This is a genomic window from Streptomyces sp. XD-27, from assembly GCF_030553055.1.
Classification (GTDB): Bacteria; Actinomycetota; Actinomycetes; order Streptomycetales; family Streptomycetaceae; genus Streptomyces.
In genome coordinates this window covers 2,473,507-2,490,347 of the sequence record NZ_CP130713.1, presented here as the reverse complement: position 1 = coordinate 2,490,347, position 16,841 = coordinate 2,473,507, and the positions used below count along the sequence as shown (strand labels likewise).

Annotated in this window: 12 protein-coding genes and 3 pseudogenes; 3 read left to right on the top strand and 12 right to left on the bottom strand. The window is 73.6% G+C overall.

Annotated features, from left to right (window positions below):
- Position 1: 1 nt before the first annotated feature.
- On the top strand, positions 2 to 487 hold the full coding sequence (locus tag Q3Y56_RS10920) for a thioesterase family protein (RefSeq protein ID WP_304461755.1): 486 nt from the start codon (positions 2 to 4) through the stop codon (positions 485 to 487).
- The gene (locus Q3Y56_RS10915; RefSeq protein ID WP_304461754.1) at positions 484 to 1,275 is read left to right on the top strand and encodes a hypothetical protein; all 792 of its coding nucleotides are present in this window, start codon (positions 484 to 486) and stop codon (positions 1,273 to 1,275) included. The genes Q3Y56_RS10920 and Q3Y56_RS10915 overlap by 4 nt, the downstream gene beginning before the upstream one ends.
- Positions 1,276 to 1,407: 132 nt before the next feature.
- On the opposite strand, the gene Q3Y56_RS10910 is transcribed toward Q3Y56_RS10915, so the two are convergent.
- The 9 genes and pseudogenes from Q3Y56_RS10910 to Q3Y56_RS10870 form a co-directional block, all read right to left on the bottom strand.
- Entirely contained in the window at positions 1,408 to 1,812 is a 405-nt protein-coding gene (locus tag Q3Y56_RS10910) for a globin (RefSeq protein WP_304461753.1), read from the bottom strand.
- A 165-nt stretch (positions 1,813 to 1,977) separates the two neighbouring features.
- Positions 1,978 to 3,350, bottom strand: a pseudogene (locus Q3Y56_RS10905) (FHA domain-containing protein).
- An 83-nt stretch (positions 3,351 to 3,433) separates the two neighbouring features.
- Positions 3,434 to 4,749 (bottom strand): annotated as a pseudogene (locus Q3Y56_RS10900) (VWA domain-containing protein).
- A gap of 126 nt (positions 4,750 to 4,875) precedes the next feature.
- Positions 4,876 to 6,339 (bottom strand): annotated as a pseudogene (locus Q3Y56_RS10895) (PP2C family serine/threonine-protein phosphatase); the annotation flags it as partial.
- Between the two features lie 3 nt (positions 6,340 to 6,342).
- The gene (locus Q3Y56_RS10890) at positions 6,343 to 9,129 is read right to left on the bottom strand and encodes a serine/threonine-protein kinase (RefSeq protein WP_304461752.1); all 2,787 of its coding nucleotides are present in this window, start codon (positions 9,127 to 9,129) and stop codon (positions 6,343 to 6,345) included.
- On the bottom strand, positions 9,129 to 10,481 hold the full coding sequence (locus Q3Y56_RS10885) for a hypothetical protein (RefSeq protein WP_304461751.1): 1,353 nt from the start codon (positions 10,479 to 10,481) through the stop codon (positions 9,129 to 9,131). The genes Q3Y56_RS10890 and Q3Y56_RS10885 overlap by 1 nt, the downstream gene beginning before the upstream one ends.
- A 74-nt stretch (positions 10,482 to 10,555) precedes the next feature.
- Complete coding sequence (locus Q3Y56_RS10880; RefSeq protein WP_304461750.1) at positions 10,556 to 11,548, bottom strand: glutamate ABC transporter substrate-binding protein; 993 nt, start codon at positions 11,546 to 11,548, stop codon at positions 10,556 to 10,558.
- Positions 11,549 to 11,556: 8 nt separating this feature from the next.
- The gene (locus Q3Y56_RS10875) at positions 11,557 to 12,879 is read right to left on the bottom strand and encodes a hypothetical protein (protein WP_304465548.1); all 1,323 of its coding nucleotides are present in this window, start codon (positions 12,877 to 12,879) and stop codon (positions 11,557 to 11,559) included.
- 578 nt (positions 12,880 to 13,457) lie between these two features.
- Positions 13,458 to 14,393 carry a hypothetical protein gene (locus Q3Y56_RS10870; protein WP_304461749.1) on the bottom strand — a complete coding sequence of 312 codons (936 nt, stop codon included), beginning with the start codon at positions 14,391 to 14,393 and terminating at the stop codon, positions 13,458 to 13,460.
- Positions 14,394 to 14,636: 243 nt separating this feature from the next.
- Between Q3Y56_RS10870 and Q3Y56_RS10865 the strand changes: the two genes are divergently transcribed.
- The gene (locus Q3Y56_RS10865; RefSeq protein WP_304461748.1) at positions 14,637 to 15,041 is read left to right on the top strand and encodes a hypothetical protein; all 405 of its coding nucleotides are present in this window, start codon (positions 14,637 to 14,639) and stop codon (positions 15,039 to 15,041) included.
- On the opposite strand, the gene Q3Y56_RS10860 is transcribed toward Q3Y56_RS10865, so the two are convergent.
- From Q3Y56_RS10860 to Q3Y56_RS10850, 3 genes are all read right to left on the bottom strand, one after another.
- Positions 15,038 to 15,481: a hypothetical protein gene (locus tag Q3Y56_RS10860; RefSeq protein ID WP_304461747.1), complete on the bottom strand. Its 444-nt coding sequence runs from the start codon at positions 15,479 to 15,481 to the stop codon at positions 15,038 to 15,040. The genes Q3Y56_RS10865 and Q3Y56_RS10860 overlap by 4 nt on opposite strands.
- Before the next feature lie 277 nt (positions 15,482 to 15,758).
- A complete protein-coding gene (locus Q3Y56_RS10855) occupies positions 15,759 to 16,223 on the bottom strand; it encodes a hypothetical protein (protein ID WP_304461746.1) in 465 nt (154 codons plus the stop codon).
- A complete protein-coding gene (locus Q3Y56_RS10850) occupies positions 16,220 to 16,663 on the bottom strand; it encodes an ATP-binding protein (RefSeq protein ID WP_304461745.1) in 444 nt (147 codons plus the stop codon). The genes Q3Y56_RS10855 and Q3Y56_RS10850 overlap by 4 nt, the downstream gene beginning before the upstream one ends.
- Between the last annotated feature and the right edge of the window lie 178 nt (positions 16,664 to 16,841).

The window sequence follows — 16,841 nt, the reverse complement described above, 5'->3', positions numbered from 1 at the left end:
CGTGGCCCGCCACCTCTACTCCTGCCCCCTGCGCTGGTCCGACATGGACGCGTTCGGCCACGTCAACAACGTGGTCTACCTCCGCTACCTGGAGGAGGCGCGCGTCGACTTCATGTGGCGGCTCGCGCCGGGGGACGGCAGTGACGCGTTCACCGGCGGCGTCGTCGTGGCCCGGCACGAGATCGACTACCTCAAACCGCTCGTCCACCGGCACTCGCCGGTGACGATCGAGACCTGGGTGACGAAGATCAGCGTGGCCTACCTGACGCTCGCGTACGAGATCAAGGACGAGGAGGCCGTGTACGTGCGCGCCTCCACCGTCCTCGTGCCGTACGACCTGGAGGCGGGCCGCCCGCGCCGCGTCACGCGCGAGGAGGAGGGCTTCCTGCGGCAGTACCTGGAGGCCGGACCGTCGCGCGGCGGCCCGGCCGGCGGCCCCGGTGGCGCCAAGCCGGACCCGGAGCCGGAGGGGGCCGTCGCCGTATGACGGTGCCCGCGCTCCACTTCGCCGACGACCGGGAGGCGGCGGACCTCGCCGCCTTCCTGGCGCGGCTGCTCCACTACGACCGGGCGGCGGCCGTGCGGCTCCAGGCGGGTGGCGGAGTGCTCGCGGTCTTCGGCCGCCCGCCGTCCTTCGAGGTCCTCGCGATCCGCACCGCGCGGCTCGCCGACGGGCCGTCCCGGCTGGACGTCACCGTCTCCGCCGGACAGCTCGCCGACGCGCTGGACGCGGCGCGGGCGTCCGACCGGGAGAGCGTGCCCGGCGGGCGGACCGTCGCCGTGCCCCAGGCCGTCACCGGCCCGCCGTGGGCCGGGGTGCTGCCGCCGCGCGGCGGCTGGCGGCGCATCGAAGGCGTCCCCGGCCAGGAGGAGATGTCCACGGCGGTGGCCGCCGCCGTGGCGGAGTTCCGGGCACGGGACGAGGCGCTGCCCGCCGAGCGGCGCACCCGCGCGGAGCGCGACCGCATCGGCCGCGAGATCTGGTCCCGCACCCTGGGTGCGACCGGGCTGCCGCTGCGCGCAGTCCACGCGGCGCAGTCGCTGGGCTTCCTGCGGCCGGTACGGGTCCGGCCCGCGAGCCCGGCCGTGCCGACCGTGCCGGCCGGGGCACCGGCTCCGGCGCGCGGCGCGGCCGCGGTGGCCGGGGCGACAGCGGTCGCGGAAGAGCCGATCGCGCTGCTGGCGGCGGCCGGCTGGCTTCGGCTGCGTACCCCGTACGGATCCATCGCGGTCCGCACCGGCGGGCTGTCCGCTCTGCCGGTCACTCCGGCCTGACGGGCCGCTCTGTCGGTCACCCCCGCCTGAACCGGCCGCCGGCCGCCGGTCACTCGGCCTGACGGGCCGCCCTGCGGTCGCTCCGGCCTGATCCGCCGCCCCGCCGGTACCCGGGTCGGCCCCGGTCCCGGATCAGTCCGGGGCGTTGATCATGCTGGCGGCGGCGTACGTGAGGTACTTCCACAGCTGCGTCTCGTGCTCCGGCGCCAGGCCGAGTTCGTCGACCGCGTCGCGCATGTGGCGCAGCCACGCGTCATGGGCCGCCCGGTCGACCTTGAACGGCGCGTGCCGCATCCGCAGCCTGGGGTGGCCGCGGCCCTCGCTGTACGTACGCGGGCCGCCCCAGTACTGGATCAGGAACAGGACCAGCCGCTCCTCGGCCGGGCCCAGGTCCTCCTCCGGGTACATCGGGCGCAGCAGCGGGTCCTCCGCGACCCCCTGGTAGAAGCGGTGCACCAGGCGTCGGAAGGTCTCCTCGCCGCCCACCTGCTCGTAGAACGTCTGCTCCTGAAGGGTGCCGCGCGGAATCTCCATCACCCCCCATGGTCTCAGATGCCCGGACGAGGACCGGAGACGTAGGACGGCCCCGGACCCGGACCCGGACCCGGACCCGGCCTCGGGCACGCAGGGCCGCCGCCGGTACGCACGACAGCGGCCGCGTGCTCGTCGGAGCAGGCGGCCGCTTCCCGTACGAGCGCGCCGTCAGCCGCGGCGCACCGTGATCGTCGTCCAGGCGCCGACGTGCACCCGGTCACCATCCTGGAGCGGCACCGGGACATAGGGCTGGATCGGCTCGTCGGAGCCGTTGAGCGTCGTGCCGTTGGTCGAGTTCTGGTCCACGACCGCCCAGGTGCCGTCCGGCTGCTGCACCAGGACAGCGTGCTGGTGCGAGACGCCGGGGTCCTCCGGCGGGCGGGACAGGTCGATGTCGGGGGACTCGCCCGTGCTGTGCCGGCGGCGGCCGATGGTGATCTGGTGGCCGGTGAGCGGCAGTTGCTGCTCGGGGAGTACGCGGGGAGGTTCAGCCCGGCGGCCTCGGGGCCGCTGCGGTGCATCATCGCCATGAAGTACTCACGGTCCGGTGCGATCACCGCGAACCAGCCCGCGGGCGCGGGCGCCGCGCCGGACGGGAACTGCGCGGGCTGCACCGGCTGCGGGTGCGGCACGGCGGTGCTGGGGAAGTCGTCGTTCCCGAACGGCGGTCCGGCGGGCGCCTGCGGCGGGTACGGCATCGGGCCGGGGCCGGGCCCCGGCGCGCCCTGGCCGGGAGCGCCCGGTCCCGGCGCGGGGTGCGCGGGCGGCGCGAGAGGGGGTTGCGCGCCCGGCGGGGGAGCCGTGGCCGCGGGCCCGCCCGGAGGCGGCAGCGTCCAGTCGTCGTCGGAACCGAACCCCTGGCCCGGTGCCCGGCCCGGAGCCCCGGCCCCTGGGTCCTGGCCCGGAAAGCCCGGTGCTCCCGGAGCCTGGCCGGGCATCTGCCCCGGCATCTGCCCCGGTATCTGGCCCGGTATCTGGCCCGGCATCTGTCCGGGCAGCGGCGTCCCGGCGGGCGGGGAAGCCGGGAACGGCTCGGCCGGGTGGCTCATCGGGTTCATCGGCGACGGCCCCGCCCCGGGGAACTGGCCGCCCTGCGTGCCGTGCGGCTGGGCCGGCGGCTGCGGAGGGGTGAGCGACGGGGGCTGGAAGCCGCCCGGCGCGGGTGGCGGCGGCGGGGAGTACGGCGTCGCGGAGTGCGTCAGGAAGTTGTACCGGCACTCCTCGCAGAACGGCGCCTGCGCCTCCCGCGGCGTGCGGCACTGCGGACACAGCTCTGCCTGGAAGGCGGGCTCCGGCTGCGGGGCCGGGTAGCCGTAGCCACCCGGCGCCCCCGGGGCACCATGCCCGCCCGGGGCACCGTGGCCGCCCGGGGCACCGTGGCCGCCCGGCGCTCCGGGGCCGCCTGGTGGCTGTGGTGCGCCCATCATGGGCGGCGGTGGCGGCGGGGCACCGGGCGGCATGGGCGTCCCCGACATCCGGTGGCCGCACACCTCGCACCAGTCGTCGGCCGCCGACTGGTGGCCGTTCGGGCACGTCGCCATGTCGGAGATTCCCCCTCTTGTGCTGTCTGCTTGCTTCGCCGTGCGCGCCCCGTCGGGTGGTCCGCCGCGGGCGCGTTCTCCTGCTACTTCTTCACGCGAACCGTCTTGGTGGAGCGGGTTTCGAGGGTCATCTCGTCCGCCTCCGCGACCTTCGCCTTCAGTCGCACAGTACCTGTCCGCGCGTCCACGACGTCCACCACCTTCGAAAGGAGTTTCGCCGTATCCTCGTTCCCCGAAGCGCTGGCGAGCTGGACGGCACGGCCGAGCTTCGCCGTCGCACCGCTCCAGTCGCCCGCCTTACGCGCGTCGAGCCCCTGCTGGATCACCTGCGCCAGCTCGACCTGGCCCGTGTAGTGCGCGACCTGCGGGTTGATCGACGTCGAGGCGGCCATGTCGTCCGTCCACACTGCCCGTACCAGCCCTTGGGACAGCGGCGGCCGCGGACCCTCGCCGGAGTCCGGCAGCACCAGGGCCACCCGGGCCGCCAGCATCTCCTGCCCGACGCCCGCCGCGGGCACCCGTACGCACACGTGGTAGTCCCGGGACTCGTCCCCCCACGAGCCCGTCGGATAGTCCCCGGCGCGCGGCCCCGCCGCCACCCGCCGGCCCGTCAGGTCCTCCACCGCCGGGGCGACCTGCTTGACGAACAGCACCTCGGCGCCCTGCGGCGTCCACAGCCGCAGCGCGACGTCCGCGACCTCCTTGCCCATCGCGTGCTCCATCATCCGCGTGAAGTCCGCGGTGAGCTCGGACGGATCGGCCACGATGTCGGCGGTCCCGAGCAGGGCGGAGGCGATCCCGGTGACCTCCTTGACCTCCCAGTCGGTGCCGACGCCCCGCGCGTCACACGTGAAGCGGCCCGCGCACGCGTCCAGCGCCGCCCGCAGCTCCTCCGGCGTCTCGTGCTCGTTGCGGCCGTCGGTGAGCAGGATGCCGTGCCGGATGGCGACGTCGGAGGAGGCCAGCAGCCGGTCCGCCAGCCGCAGCCAGGTGCCGATCGCCGTGCCGCCGCCCGGGCTTAGCCTGCGCAGGGCGTCCTTGGCCCGGGCCCGGCTGGCCGGATCGGCGGGCACCAGCCGGCCGTCCCCGGGAAAGACCTCCACCGCCTTGTGCGTGCCCGCGACGACGGCGAAGGCGACGCCGTCGCGGACGGTGTCGATCGCGGCGGCCGTGGCCTCCCGCGCGTTGCGCATCTTCGTCGGCGGATAGTCCATGGAGCCGGAGCAGTCGACCATGATCACCACGGCGGCGGTGGGCGCGGGCAGCCGGCCCGTCGTACCCCCGCCGGTGGCGGTGACCGTGACGATCGCGTGCACCTCCCGGCCCCCTCGGGGAGGTACGCGTTCTGGTAGACGTCGACCGCGAACCGCGGACCCGTCGCCTTGGAGAAGTTGGCCATCTGTCGCGCTCCTTGGCACTGCACGTGGACTGAACGTGAACGGGCGCACAGACGTGCCCCGCGTGCGCGCGTGCCGCTCGGGCACGCGCGCACCGCCCCCCCTCGGGCCTCAGGCCGATCCTGCCCGCCCGGTGGAGCCGGGAACGGGAGGACCGCCACTGTTACGTTGTCGTGGCCGCCGCCGTCGAGCGCGTGGTCGATCAGCGTCCGGGCGCTGTCCAGCGGCCGCGACCGGGCGTCGGCCGGGACCGCCACGGCCATCTCGTCCGCGGACTCGGCGTAGTTCCACAGCCCGTCGGTGCAGACCACCACCACGCCGGGCCGGTCCGGCTTGTACGACGCGGTGTGCGGCTCCAGTTCGTACGCGTCCGCGCCGAGCCAGCCGGTGATGGCGTGGGCGCGCTCGTCCGCGTACGCCTCCTCCTCGGACATCAGGCCCGCCGCCACCATCTGCGCCGCCCAGGAGTCGTCCTCGGTGAGGCGGGCCGCGGGCGCCGTGCGGTCGTCGGGTACCCAGTACGCGCGGCTGTCGCCGACCCAGCCCACGGTGAGGATGCCGCCCGCGACCACGGCGCTGACGATGGTGCAGGCCGGGGCGTTCTCCTGGCGGTGCTGGTCCGGTACGGAGGCGGGCTGGAGGGCCAGGGCGTTGACCGCCTCGGAGGCGGCCATGATCGCCTCGTGCATGGCGTGCTGCGGGCGCGTGCCCCGGGGGAGCGCGGCGACCAGCGCCTCCCTGGCGGCGTTCGCCGCCGCCTCGGAGGCGTCGTCGGGCCGGGTCGCGGAGGACACGCCGTCGCACACGACCGCGACGACGGCCGGTGAGCCGTCGGGCAGCGCGGTGGTGGACACGCTGAACGCGTCCTCGTTGCGGTGGTGCCGCAGCCCCCGGTCGGTGGCCGCCGCGACGCCGGTCGTCTCGTGCTCCATGTGATCCCGCTCCCGGGGCTGGGCGTGCCCGCAGTGCTCGCAGTATCCGTCCTTGTCGATGACCCCCGCCCGGCAGGCCGCGCACGCGCGACCGCCCGCGGGGACGGTCGCCGGTCCCGATCCCGGTCCTGGCCCCGGTCCTGCCCCCGGTGCCGAGGTCCCGAGCGCGGTGCGCGGATCGGCGGCGGGAAGGGGGGCGGGGTCGGGGTCGGCAGCGGGAGCGGGGCCGGTGGCGCGGGTCGGGTCGGGGCCGGCGGCGGGCTCGGGCTCCGGGGGCCCTACGGGACCGGTCCCGGCGGCGCCGAAGACTGCGGGGCCGAAGCCCGCGGGGCCGACCTCCGGGGCGGAGGAGAGGCCCGTCGCGGGTGCGAGGCCCGCCGCGAGGGAGGGGCCCGGTGCGGGCGCGGGCAGCGCGTAGTCGTCGGCCCCGGCCCGAGGTTCGGCTGCGCCCGCCTCGGCGCCGTGCTCGCCGCCCGCCCGGCTCCCCCCGCGCGAGAGGCCGTTCAGGGAGAGCGTCGGGTGCGGGTCGGCGCCGGTCACGGCCGGCTGCGGCGCCGACAGGTCGGCGCCGCAGCCGCCACAGAAGTTGTCACCCGATTCCAGCGGCTCGGCACAGCTCGGGCAGGCGGACAGCTGGGGCAGCTGCGGCATTTGGGACATCGATCACACCCACGTCCTGGGGCGGAAGCGGTTGGCCCGCTCCACCAGTTCGATCCTCTCCTCGCCCCGCTGCGCGAGCCGGGCGAGCATGCGGTACGAGCGTTCGAGACCGAAGCGCAGCCCACGCTCGTCCAGGCTGCTGCCGAGCAGGACCACCGCGCCGGGGGCGGGGCCCCCGGCCGGGCCGGGCGCGGTGGCCCGCGGCGGCGCGCCGTCGCCCCCCGACAGGACCCAGTCCAGCGCGCTGCCCAGCACCTCCGTGCACAGCCGCTCGCGCCGTACCGCGTCGAGCCCGAAGTCCCGCAGCCGCTCCACCTGGAGCGCCGCTGCCGTCAGGTCGCCGAGGAACGCTCCAGGGGCACCGCCCTGCCATCCCTCGGCCGTGGCGGACCCCAGCCGCAGCCGGGCGCGCACGGCCGCCACCCGGGCCGCCGTGTAGTGGATCGACGACTCCGGTACCGACTCCAGCGCCTGCACCGCGCCCGTACGGTCACCCGAGCACAGCCGCACCCGGGCGAGCCCGAAGGCCGCGCTGACGTAGGCGGGGTCGGTCGCCCACACCAGCCGGTAGTACTCGGCGGCGTTGTCCAACTGGCCGAGGATCTCCGCGCACACGCCGAGCGCCAGCTTCGGCGGGGCCTCGCCGGGGAACGCGTCGTAGACGGCGTCGAAGGAGGCGGCCGCCAGCTCGTGGTCGCCGGTGGCCAGCGCGTGCAGACCCCGGTACCAGACGATGCGCCAGTCCTCGGGGTACGCCGCCTCCAGCGCCATCAGCTCTCCGGCCGCCGCCGGCTCCTCGCCGAGTTCCAGCTGCGCGCGGACCCGCCGCAGCCGCAGCTCGGCGGAGTCGGCCGGCGCGGCCTGGAGCGCCGCGTGCAGCTCGGCGGGGGCCGAGGTGGCCAGCAGGCCCGCCAGGAATCCGGCGTTGGGGTCGGCGGGGTCGACCCGCGGCACCGGCAGCGCCAGCGCGGTGAGCCGGGCGTCCAACGGCCGGAGGGCGGGCGGCGCCTGCGCGTCCGGCCCCGGCCCCGGCAACGGCTGAGGCGGCTCGACGGCCGCGCCACTCGGCCAGGCAGGTGCCTGAGCCGCCGGTGCCTGGGCCGCCGGTGCCTGGGCCGTCCCGATGACCGCACCGGCCGCCGTCCCGGCCTTCCGCCCACGGCCGAGCAGCCCGCCCCCGCTGCCGCGCGTACTTCCGCTACCGCGCGTACCCCTGCCGCCTCGCCCGCCGTCGGCGTCCCGCGCTCCCAGCGCCGACGGGTCTCCGGTCGGCTCGGCGAACAGCTCCGTGTCCACCACCCGCAACTCCGGCCCGAACAACGTGGACAGCGCCGGCCGCGGGCGGCCGGACTGGAGCGCCACGACCTCCCGCAGCACGCCCGTCAACTGGTCGGACATCTCCTGCGCGGAGGCGAACCTGCGCCCCGGATCGGGGTCGGTGGCCCGTACCAGCAGCCGGTAGAACGACTCGTAGTTCCGGAAGACCTCGATGTTGTCCGGGTCGGGCAGGCTGTCCACGAAGACGTTCGTGTAGCCCTGGAAGTCGAAGGTGAGCACCGCCAGCGTCCGCGCCACCGTGTACAGGTCGGAGGCGACCGACGGGCCCGTCTCGGCGACCTCCGGCGCCTGGTAGCCGACCGTGCCGTAGATCGCGCTGTCCTCGTCGTCCATCCGCCGGACCGCGCCCATGTCGATCAGCTTCAGCTGGTCCTGCTGCTGGATTGCGTTGTCGACCTTGAAGTCGCAGTACAGCAGGTTCCGGCTGTGCAGGTGGCCGAGCGCCTCCAGCGCCTCGATGCCGTACGCGCACGCCTGCTCCACCGGCAGCGGATCGCGCTTGCCGTCCGCGGCGCGCCGCTGGTTGGCGATCTCCTTGAGCGACTTGCCGCCGACGTACTCCATCACGATGTAGCCGTCGAGGCTGCCGGTGCGCTGGTCGAGGTGCTCGACGAAGTTGTAGATGCGCACGATGTTGGAGTGCTCGATCTCGGCGAGGAAGCGCCGCTCCGAGACGGCCGCCGACAGCGCGTCCTCGTCGCCGGTGTCCAGCAGGCCCTTGAGCACCACCCAGCGGTCCGACACCGCGCGGTCTATGGCCAGGTAGATCCAGCCCAGACCGCCGTGTGCCAGACAGCCCGCCACCTCGTACTGCCCGTGCACGATGTCGCCCGGGTTCAGCTTGGGGACGAACGAGTACGGGTGGCCGCACTTGGTGCAGAAGCCCTCGGTACGGCCCGGGCGGCCGCCGCGCGCCCGGCCCACCGGGGCCCCGCAGTCGCTCCGGCTGCAGAACCGCTTCCGCTCCGGCACCTCGGGGTTGGCCAGCACGGCCGTACGCGGGTCGGGGCGCGGCACGTCGGGGACGCTGACCAGGCCCGCGCCCAGCCGGTTGCGTCCCGAGGCGGAGGTGGCCGAGCGCGAGCTGCGCACCGACACCGAACGCGACGAGGTCCGGCCGGACACCGACCGCGACAGCCGCCCGGACACCGAGCGCCGCGAGGACCGGGAGCTCTGCGAGCGCGCCGAACCACGGGAGGAGCCGCGGGAGGAGCCGCGCGAGGACGATCCGCTGCCGCGCCCCGAACCACCGCGCCCCGACCCACCGCGTCCGTCGCGTCCCGAACCGCCGCCGCCCTGGGCGGTCATGCCGGTGGGCGGCGAACCGACCATCCGGTTGTGCGACACGACCGGCGCGAGGCCGCAGGTGTCGCAGTACAGCTCACCGCCGCCCACGTCCTCGTACGCACCGCCGCAGCCCGGCCGCTGGCACCTCTGGTCGGCGCCGCTCATCAACTTTCCCTCCGGTCGCTCGGCTCACTCGGTGCACCCGGCTCACTAGCCGCACTCGGCTCGCTCCGGCGCGCCGCCTCGATGCCCTCGGCCGCCGCCTGCTGGTAGCGCACCACGGCCTGATCGGCGGCGCGCAGGTCGCACGGCGCGCTCCACAGCATGCGGCGCGCCACGTCGTACCGCTCGATCAGCAGCGGATCCTCCGCGAGACCGTGCCGGGCGACCTTCGCCCGGTATGCGTCGAGCCGGCCGCGCAGCTCCGCGCGGACCGCCAGCGGCGCCGTCACCGCGGTCAACGACTCGCGGGCCCGCAGCAGTTCGTCCTCGGCCCGCTGCTCCAGGCTCTCCAGCAGCGGGGACAGCCGGTGCCACTGGGCGCGTCTGCGGTACTCGGCCGCCGTCGCCACCTGCTCGTGCAGCGCCGTCGCCGGACCGCTGACCGCGGGCACCTCCGACGCCGCGATCTTCGCCAGCACCTCGCCGCGCGCCTGCCGGGCCTCGGTGAGCGTGCGGTCCGCCCGCGACAGCACGTCCCGCAGCCGCATCAGCCGGGCCTCGGCGTCCTGCCGTACGTCCAGCACCGCCTCGATCTCGCGCCGTACGTCCTCCAGGGCGCGGGCCGCGCTGTCGTAGCGCGCGGTGTCCGGGCGGCCGCCGCCGGGCGCGGAACTCCCCGTCGCCGGGCTCCAGAAGGCCAGAGGATCGCGGACCACCTCCTCGCGCAGCGCGGTGAGTTCGGTGGTGATCCGCTCCAGGTCGTCGCCGGACGGATGCTCGCCGGGCCGCACCCCGACGGAGTGCGCGAGGGAACGGGTGCGCCTCAGCTCCGCGGCGAGCATGTCGATCCGGGCGGGCAGCGCGGACCACACGGCGTCGGCGGTGACGATCACGTCCAGGGCCTCGGCGTACCACCGGTTCATCCGCGCGACCAGCTCCTCCAGTGCCAACTCCTCGCTGAGCAGCGGCGCGCCGGTGAGCGTGCCGCTGCTGGGCAGCGTGACGGCGGCACCGCCCAGCAGCTCCCCGAGCTCCGCCAGCTCGCCGGGGGTGGGCCAGCGGTGCCGGGCGCGCAGCTCGCGGGCGGTGTTCAGCGCGTCGGTGTACGCGTCGAAGTACGTCCACAGCAAGGAGATGGCCTGCTCGGTGGTGGACCAGCGGTCCCGGGTGACCCCGGTCAGCTCGGCGCCCTCGAGGAGCCGGCGGCCGGCGTGGTCCTGCAGGGCGAACAGCGAGGTCTCGATGGCCTCGTGCTCGGCGCCCAGCCTGGCCAGCGCGCGGTCCACCTCCTCACGGCTCATGGCCGGTCCCTGAGGCTTCCCCGCGGCGCTGGGGAAGGGTCCCGCGACCCCCATCGATCACCTCTCCGCGTGCTGTGTGTCCGTGGTGTATGTGGTCAGTTGTACGTGGTCGGTCCCTATGTATGTGGTCAGTCCCGGTACTTGGGGTGGGGCACGGTCGGATTCTCCTCGCCGAGGTCCTTCGCGAGCCACTTGTCGTACGCGCGCATCCAGCGGCTGCCCTTTCCGCCCCTGCGGTAGTCGTCCAGCACCTTGTTGACCCGGCGTACCAGGTCCTTGTCGTCCTTGTTCATCGCCACGCCATACAACTCGGTCGTGAACGGCTTGCCCTTGAGTTCGACGGCCGGGTCCTGGGCGGCCTGTCCGGCGGCCAGCGCGTTGTCCGTGATCACCGCGTCCACCTCGCCGAGTTGGAGCCGTACCAGGCAGTCGAGCTGGTTGGGCAGCGGGGGCACCACCGTCGCGCCGTGGCTGTCCTCCTTCAGCGCCGCCTCGGCGGTCGAGCCCTTGGCCGTGCAGACCTTGCGGCCGCGCAGGGTGTCGTCGTACCCGGTGACCGGCGACTCCTTGGGCGCCAGCACCTGTTGACCGGCCTGGAAGTAGGCGGTGGAGAACGCGACGTCCTCGATCCGCCTGCAGTTGATCGTCATCGTGCGGACGACGACGTCGACCTTGCCCTCCTTCAGCGCCGGGATGCGCTGGTTGGTGGGGATCGCGCGGTACGTCACCGCGTCGGGGTCGCCGAGGATGTCGGCCGCGATGGCCCGCACCAGGTCGATGTCGAAGCCGGTCAGCTTCCGGGTGGCCGGATCGCGGTAGCCCCAGCGGAAGCTGTTCTGGTCGACGCCCGCGATCAGCCGCCCGTTCTTCTTGATCCGCTCGATGGCGGCGCCGCTCGCGGCGGACGGCCGCAGGCTGGCCTCGGGCGTGTCGCAGGTGTCCTCGGCCGCCTGCGACTCGTCCGCCGCGGTCAGCTCCCGGTGGTCGGCGCCGCGCGTCCTGCCGCTGTCGCCGTCGCCGCCCTTCTCGTCGGAGAGGGCGGCGGGCACCAGGAACGCCGCTGCCGCCGTCAGCGCGACGGAAGCCGCCACCGCGCCGGACCGGAACCCTCGCATCCTCATGCCCCCCATCACCGGTACTCCGACAGTCTGCGGCCGATGCCCAGCAGCGCGGCGGCGGCGCCCAGCACGGCCAGGATCCCGGCCCCGACGGCCAGCCCCGTGAACGCGCCGCGCCCGTCGTCGGCCGCCTGCCTGAACTCCCGCTGCTCGTGGGCGAGCGCGCGCGTCAGCGCCTTGTCGACCTTGTCGAACGCCTCGCCCGTGCTGTCCTTGCCGCCGATCACCTTCTGCAGGGCGTCCTCGTAGTCGCCCTTGTCGTCGGCGGCCCGGGCCACCGCGTGTCGGCTCTGCCACTCCCGGACGTTCTCCAGCGCCCGCGCCACCGGCGTGCTGCCCTCGCTGTCGTCCGCCAGCGCGTCGGCCCGACCGAGCAGGCTGGCACGGTCGGCCGCGCCGCTGCCGCCGTCACTCCCGTTGCCGCCGACCAGCCGCTTCATCTGCTCCGTGTAGCTGACCTCGTACGCGTCCTTGTCGCCGTTCTTCCCCGCCGTCACCGCGCCGCGCGCCACCAGCGTCAGATTCTCGTCACCGCGCGCCTGCAACGCGCTGATCTGCGCCTCGTTGAGGACCCGCAGCGACCGCGCGCCGTGTTCGTCGGAGTCGCTCAGCTGGATGGCGGCGACGCCGTGCCCCACCACCAGCCACAGCAGGACCACGGTGCAGGCGGCGGAGGCCCCCAGCAGCCCGTGGTTGAACACCCGGTTCGTCCGCAGGTAGTTGCGGCGCTGCGCCCAGCCCAGGGCGCCCAGCGCCAGGACGCCGGTGGCCAGCGCCACCCACGGCCACGCCTTCGCGTCCTCGTAGTCCTCGCCGAGCCGCGCGGACTCGGTCTCGTACAGCGCGCGGGCGGCGGGCAGCAGGGAACGGGTCATCGTGTCGTTGGCGTACCGCAGATACGCGCCGCCCAGCGGCAGCCCCTGCCGGTTGTTGGCGCGGGCCGCCTCGATCAGGCCCGTGTACACCGGGAGCTTCTCGTTGAGCGCGGCGATCTGGCGGCGGGCCGCGGCCGAGCCCTCGGTGTTGGCCGCCGCCTCCGCCAGCCGCTGCGAGGCCTCCGCGATGTCCGCCTCGTAGCGTTCGCGCACCGCGCGAGGCTCCTGCCCGCCGGCCAGGAAGCCGCTCGCCGCGGTGGTGTCGGCGTCGGCGAGCGAACGGTAGATGCGGGCGGCGTCCGCGCTCAGCGGCTGGCTGCGCTCGACCACCGCGTCGGCGGACGCCTGCCGGTCCGAGACCTGCCACGCGGTCGCCGCGCCGAACAGCAGCACCAGGCCCGCCAGCACCGCGCCGATGATGCGCAGCCGACCGGGCTCGGTGACCGCGGCGGCGCGCAGCCGGTCGACACCTTCGCGCCAGGCGGTCTGCCGCGGACCGCCGGGGTCGCCTGGCTTCTCGGGTGCGCCTGGCCCCCGGGCGCCCCCGGCTCCCCTGCCCCCGGCCCTGGCCCCGGCCCCGATGCCGTACCCGGTGCTGGTGGTGCGCCGAATGCGGGTGGACGCGGCCCGGGCAGCGCGGGTTGCGCCGCCGCGGTCGGCCCGTTCCCGGGCAGTCCGGCTCCGCCCGTGGTCGGCGGCTGTGACACGAGACCTCTCCCCCTCGGTCGCTGGCGATGGCCCGTCGCCTGGCGCGGCAAGGGACGACTACCCGCAGCAGTATGGCCGCAGCTCCTGGCAATCTCACCGGTATTGCCCGGATCTTGTTCGGATCGCGATCTTCACCGGCGGTCGGGCCGACCTCCTGCCAGGCATCACGCGCTCGCGGGCTGTTCGGTTCCCGTACGCGCGTTCCGGGGGCGGGCCCGGGGCGTTGTTGCCGGAGAAAAGGCAGAGTTGAACATGGTCTCAAGCGCAATCCGCCCGCTGTCTGGCTCCCCTTCCTCACCTACCGCCAAGATCGTCTCGCCGGGCTGGTCTCAGGCCGCGGGGGTTCGCGGGCGTGAACCGACGAGTGTTCTCAGCATGGTGGCGCCTGCGACGACGGCTGCTAGATGCAGCACCGCGGCGACGGCGAGATTCTCCGGCGGGGTGACGTCGGCCGGGTGGACCAGCGCAACCAACAGCGTGAGTGGCAGTTTCCAGCCGCTCCACGCGAACAGCGAGCCCGACCCGAGCCAGCCGAGAGCCAACAGGAGCCGACGGGGCAGTCCGGCGGGACGTGCCCGGGCGAGCATCCAGAATGCGGCCGAGCCGACGAGAGCCCAGAACGCGCCCACGCCAGTCAGCACATACCCGTTGGTGTTCCGCTCGGCCGGGCGCGAGAGTCCCAGCGTGCCGCCGGCTGCCCAGTACAACCAGACCAGACCGACGACGGCCGCGACGACAGCCGCCCATGGCGCACTGGCACGGGTATCGTCCCCGAGCCGTCCGGTGAATGCGTCCGGCCAGCGGCGTCGCAGGTAGGAGGGCAGTGCGACAGCAAGTCCCAGCCCCATCCCGACAAAGCTGAACTGGACCAACGCGGCCTCCCAGCCGGGCATGGCGGCTTCGTCGCCCCCACCGCCGCCCCCCGAGCCGCCGCGCGCAGAATCCAGCAGCGTACTGAGCACGGCGTACGGAAGGACCGACACAAGGAACCCCGACCCGGTCCAGGCACAGAACGCCACCAGCCACCCCGGTATCCGCATCCCCCAGGGCCTCACCAAAGCGAGCGCCAACGCGATCCCGATCCCCGCCATGCCGATGGTCACCGTATTGAGGAGCACCCACCCGGCCTGGTTGAAGCCTTCTCCGATCGGTGTCACGCCGAGAAGCGAACCAACTACCCACGACACCTTGATCAACAAATACGGCGACAGCGCCAGTGCCGCCCCGTAAGCCGCGCACCGCCCGACCCGATCCCAACGGTCCACCCGAAACCACCACTCCCTCAACAGGAATCCCAGCCTCGGACCTCCCCCTGCCCGCGCACGTCCCCCGCTCGGCGTGTTCTCCTCCGCCACCCGACGGAGCCCGCCCTCGTCATCCGGGCCGACCGAGCGCGCGAGCGTCCTACCGAAGGCTCACTCGCCAGAGGAAGCACTCACTCGGCCAGTTGCAGCGGGTCACAAGTCCAAGCTCACGCACTTATACGGGACAAGCCGTAGGCTCACCCCATGGCTGAGCCTTTCGTCAGCGGTGATGCGCACCATCTCGCGTGTGGCATCTGTCCGTCCCGCCGACTTCCCGTCGGCGAGTTCGACGTGTACGAGCGCCCGACCAAAGAGAGCCCGTTCAACCCTGCCGACGGGCATCGGTACGACTCCGACGGCGTGCCGGTCTGTGTCCACCCGCACAAGGTCGGGCTACCCGCGGCCAGGTACAAGAGCAAGGGCGCCCCGCTGGTCGCGAAGCTCGCGCTTCCCGCGACGGAGGCGGAGCTGGTGCCGTACCTGCGAGAGGCACTGTACGGCGCAGCGCCGTGCCTGCTCGACGACCTGCTCGAACAGGCGCACACCGAGATTCCCCGGACGTTCCCGGGCGTCGACGTGCTGGCGACGCTGCGCCGCGCGCTCAACTAGCCAGCCGTGGCGAACCCGGGGACGAACCGTCGGCCGCCGTCGAGGATGCCCATGGGTTCGTACTTCCTCATGACGGCCGCCCGGCGCTTGGCGGTCTCCTCCTTGCCGAACCAGTACCGCTCGTTCATCGCCCCCCACGCGGCGCGATACACCTGGTGGGTGTAGTCGCCGTGGTCCCATTCGCCGATGGCCTCGCGGTCGGTGGCGTGGACGAACCTGATTCCGGTCCGGTCCTGGACGCGGGACAGGACGGTGAACTGTGCGGCGAGGGCGTGGATCATCTCATCCACGGGGATGGCGACGGGGACCTCGGCAGCCGCCTCGTTGCCGTCGGTCATCTCGTAGACGGCCGACTTGATGGCCATTGCGCGCATGGCCTCGGGGAACAAGGGTTCGGTGTCCTTGGCGATGTCGAACCCGTCGACGAGGGCGTACCCCATGAAGCTGGTCCAGTCCTCGTCGTACTTGGCGCACGCGGTGCGCAGGCGGTCGTACTCGGGGTCGGCCTCGATGGTCGCGAGGATTTCGCGGGCGCGTTCGGGTGACCTTTCAGGTGCGGGGCGGGACAGGACGACGTCTTGCCGACCGCCCCATCCGCTTTCGGTCTTCTTGTCCCTCAGTGGGTGGGGCGATCGTGGGCCGGTTACGCTCGAACCTCAGCGGGTCGGCCCGGGGTCTCTCTCACTCCGGGGCGGCCCGTCCCTCGTACGGGGAGGTTCAGGCGAGGTATGTCGTTCCCCAGCGCAGTGACCGTTTGGTGAAGCAGTGCCGTACGTGCGCGTCGGTCTCTGCTTGTCCGGAGCCTGCGGCGAGAGGTTCGAGCAGGACACAGATGCGGACGGGGGCGCCCCAAGTGACCAGCTCTACCCATGAGGGCGCCGCCGGGATGCACAGCCGCCATTTCTCGTCGCCGTAGTCGAGCCACGGCAGGTTGCCCCGTAGCTGGATGCGGCGTCCGATCAAGGGCGGTCGCTGCTCGGCGTGGCCGAGGCGCAGTGAGTCGGCGAGGGCGCGCATGTTGTCTTTGATGCGCCCGACGTTCTCATGAGCGAGGCGGGGCGGTACGTGGTAGGCGAGTAGTTGAGCGACGCTGTACGACTCGGTTCGGTGGATGCCGGTCGCGAGGCGGACGCTGGCGACGAACCCGGGTCCGGGCGTGGCCTGAACGCCAGGCGTGATCATGTTGCCTTCACTTCCGCCCACACGGCCTTGCCGTGGGGCCTGTTGGTCACGCCCCACTGACCGGGGCACAGGGCATCGAGGATGAGCAGGCCGCGTCCGCGGTCGCGATGGGTGGACTCTGGCCGGGGGCGCGGTCGGCGGTGTACGGGGTCGTGTACCTCGACGCGCGTTCGTTCTTCGTCGGCGTTAATGACGACGCTTAGGGACCCGCCGGGCTCGGTGCCGTAGCGGATGGAGTTGGTGACCAGTTCGCACGTGACCAGTACGACGGTGTCGACGTGGTCCTCGCTTGCGCCCGGAACGTGGTAATCGACGTACTCACGTACGAATGTGCGGGCCGTTCTGGCGGATTGGGGCTCGCTCGCCAGTAAGAGCACTGGCGGGATTCCGGCTTGAGGTGCACAGCAGGCGGGCTTCGGGTTCCGTCGTTGTTCGATCATGCATGACCCCTCACGGGTAAGCGCCGCGCCGCGCAGGACGGTTCGCAGCGCGAGTGACGGTGCGGTCGCATTTGGTCACATCAGAGTGCCCCTCTATCCCGCCTCCTCGCAACCTGCCTGCGGCAAGATAGAAAATTGCATGCTGATGTGAAAGCGGTCGGGTAGCGTGGTAAGTCCT

What these genes read in the sequence shown, in the direction of transcription:
- Q3Y56_RS10855 (WP_304461746.1), bottom strand. Translation starts at nt 16,223, where the DNA reads ATGATCACGCCTGGCGTTCAGGCCACGCCCGGACCCGGGTTCGTCGCC.
- Q3Y56_RS10880 (WP_304461750.1), bottom strand. Translation starts at nt 11,548, where the DNA reads ATGAGGATGCGAGGGTTCCGGTCCGGCGCGGTGGCGGCTTCCGTCGCG.
- Q3Y56_RS10890 (WP_304461752.1), bottom strand. Translation starts at nt 9,129, where the DNA reads ATGAGCGGCGCCGACCAGAGGTGCCAGCGGCCGGGCTGCGGCGGTGCG.
- Q3Y56_RS10865 (WP_304461748.1), top strand. Translation starts at nt 14,637, where the DNA reads ATGGCTGAGCCTTTCGTCAGCGGTGATGCGCACCATCTCGCGTGTGGC.
- Q3Y56_RS10885 (WP_304461751.1), bottom strand. Translation starts at nt 10,481, where the DNA reads ATGGGGGTCGCGGGACCCTTCCCCAGCGCCGCGGGGAAGCCTCAGGGA.
- Q3Y56_RS10850 (WP_304461745.1), bottom strand. Translation starts at nt 16,663, where the DNA reads ATGATCGAACAACGACGGAACCCGAAGCCCGCCTGCTGTGCACCTCAA.
- Q3Y56_RS10915 (WP_304461754.1), top strand. Translation starts at nt 484, where the DNA reads ATGACGGTGCCCGCGCTCCACTTCGCCGACGACCGGGAGGCGGCGGAC.
- Q3Y56_RS10860 (WP_304461747.1), bottom strand. Translation starts at nt 15,481, where the DNA reads ATGGGGTACGCCCTCGTCGACGGGTTCGACATCGCCAAGGACACCGAA.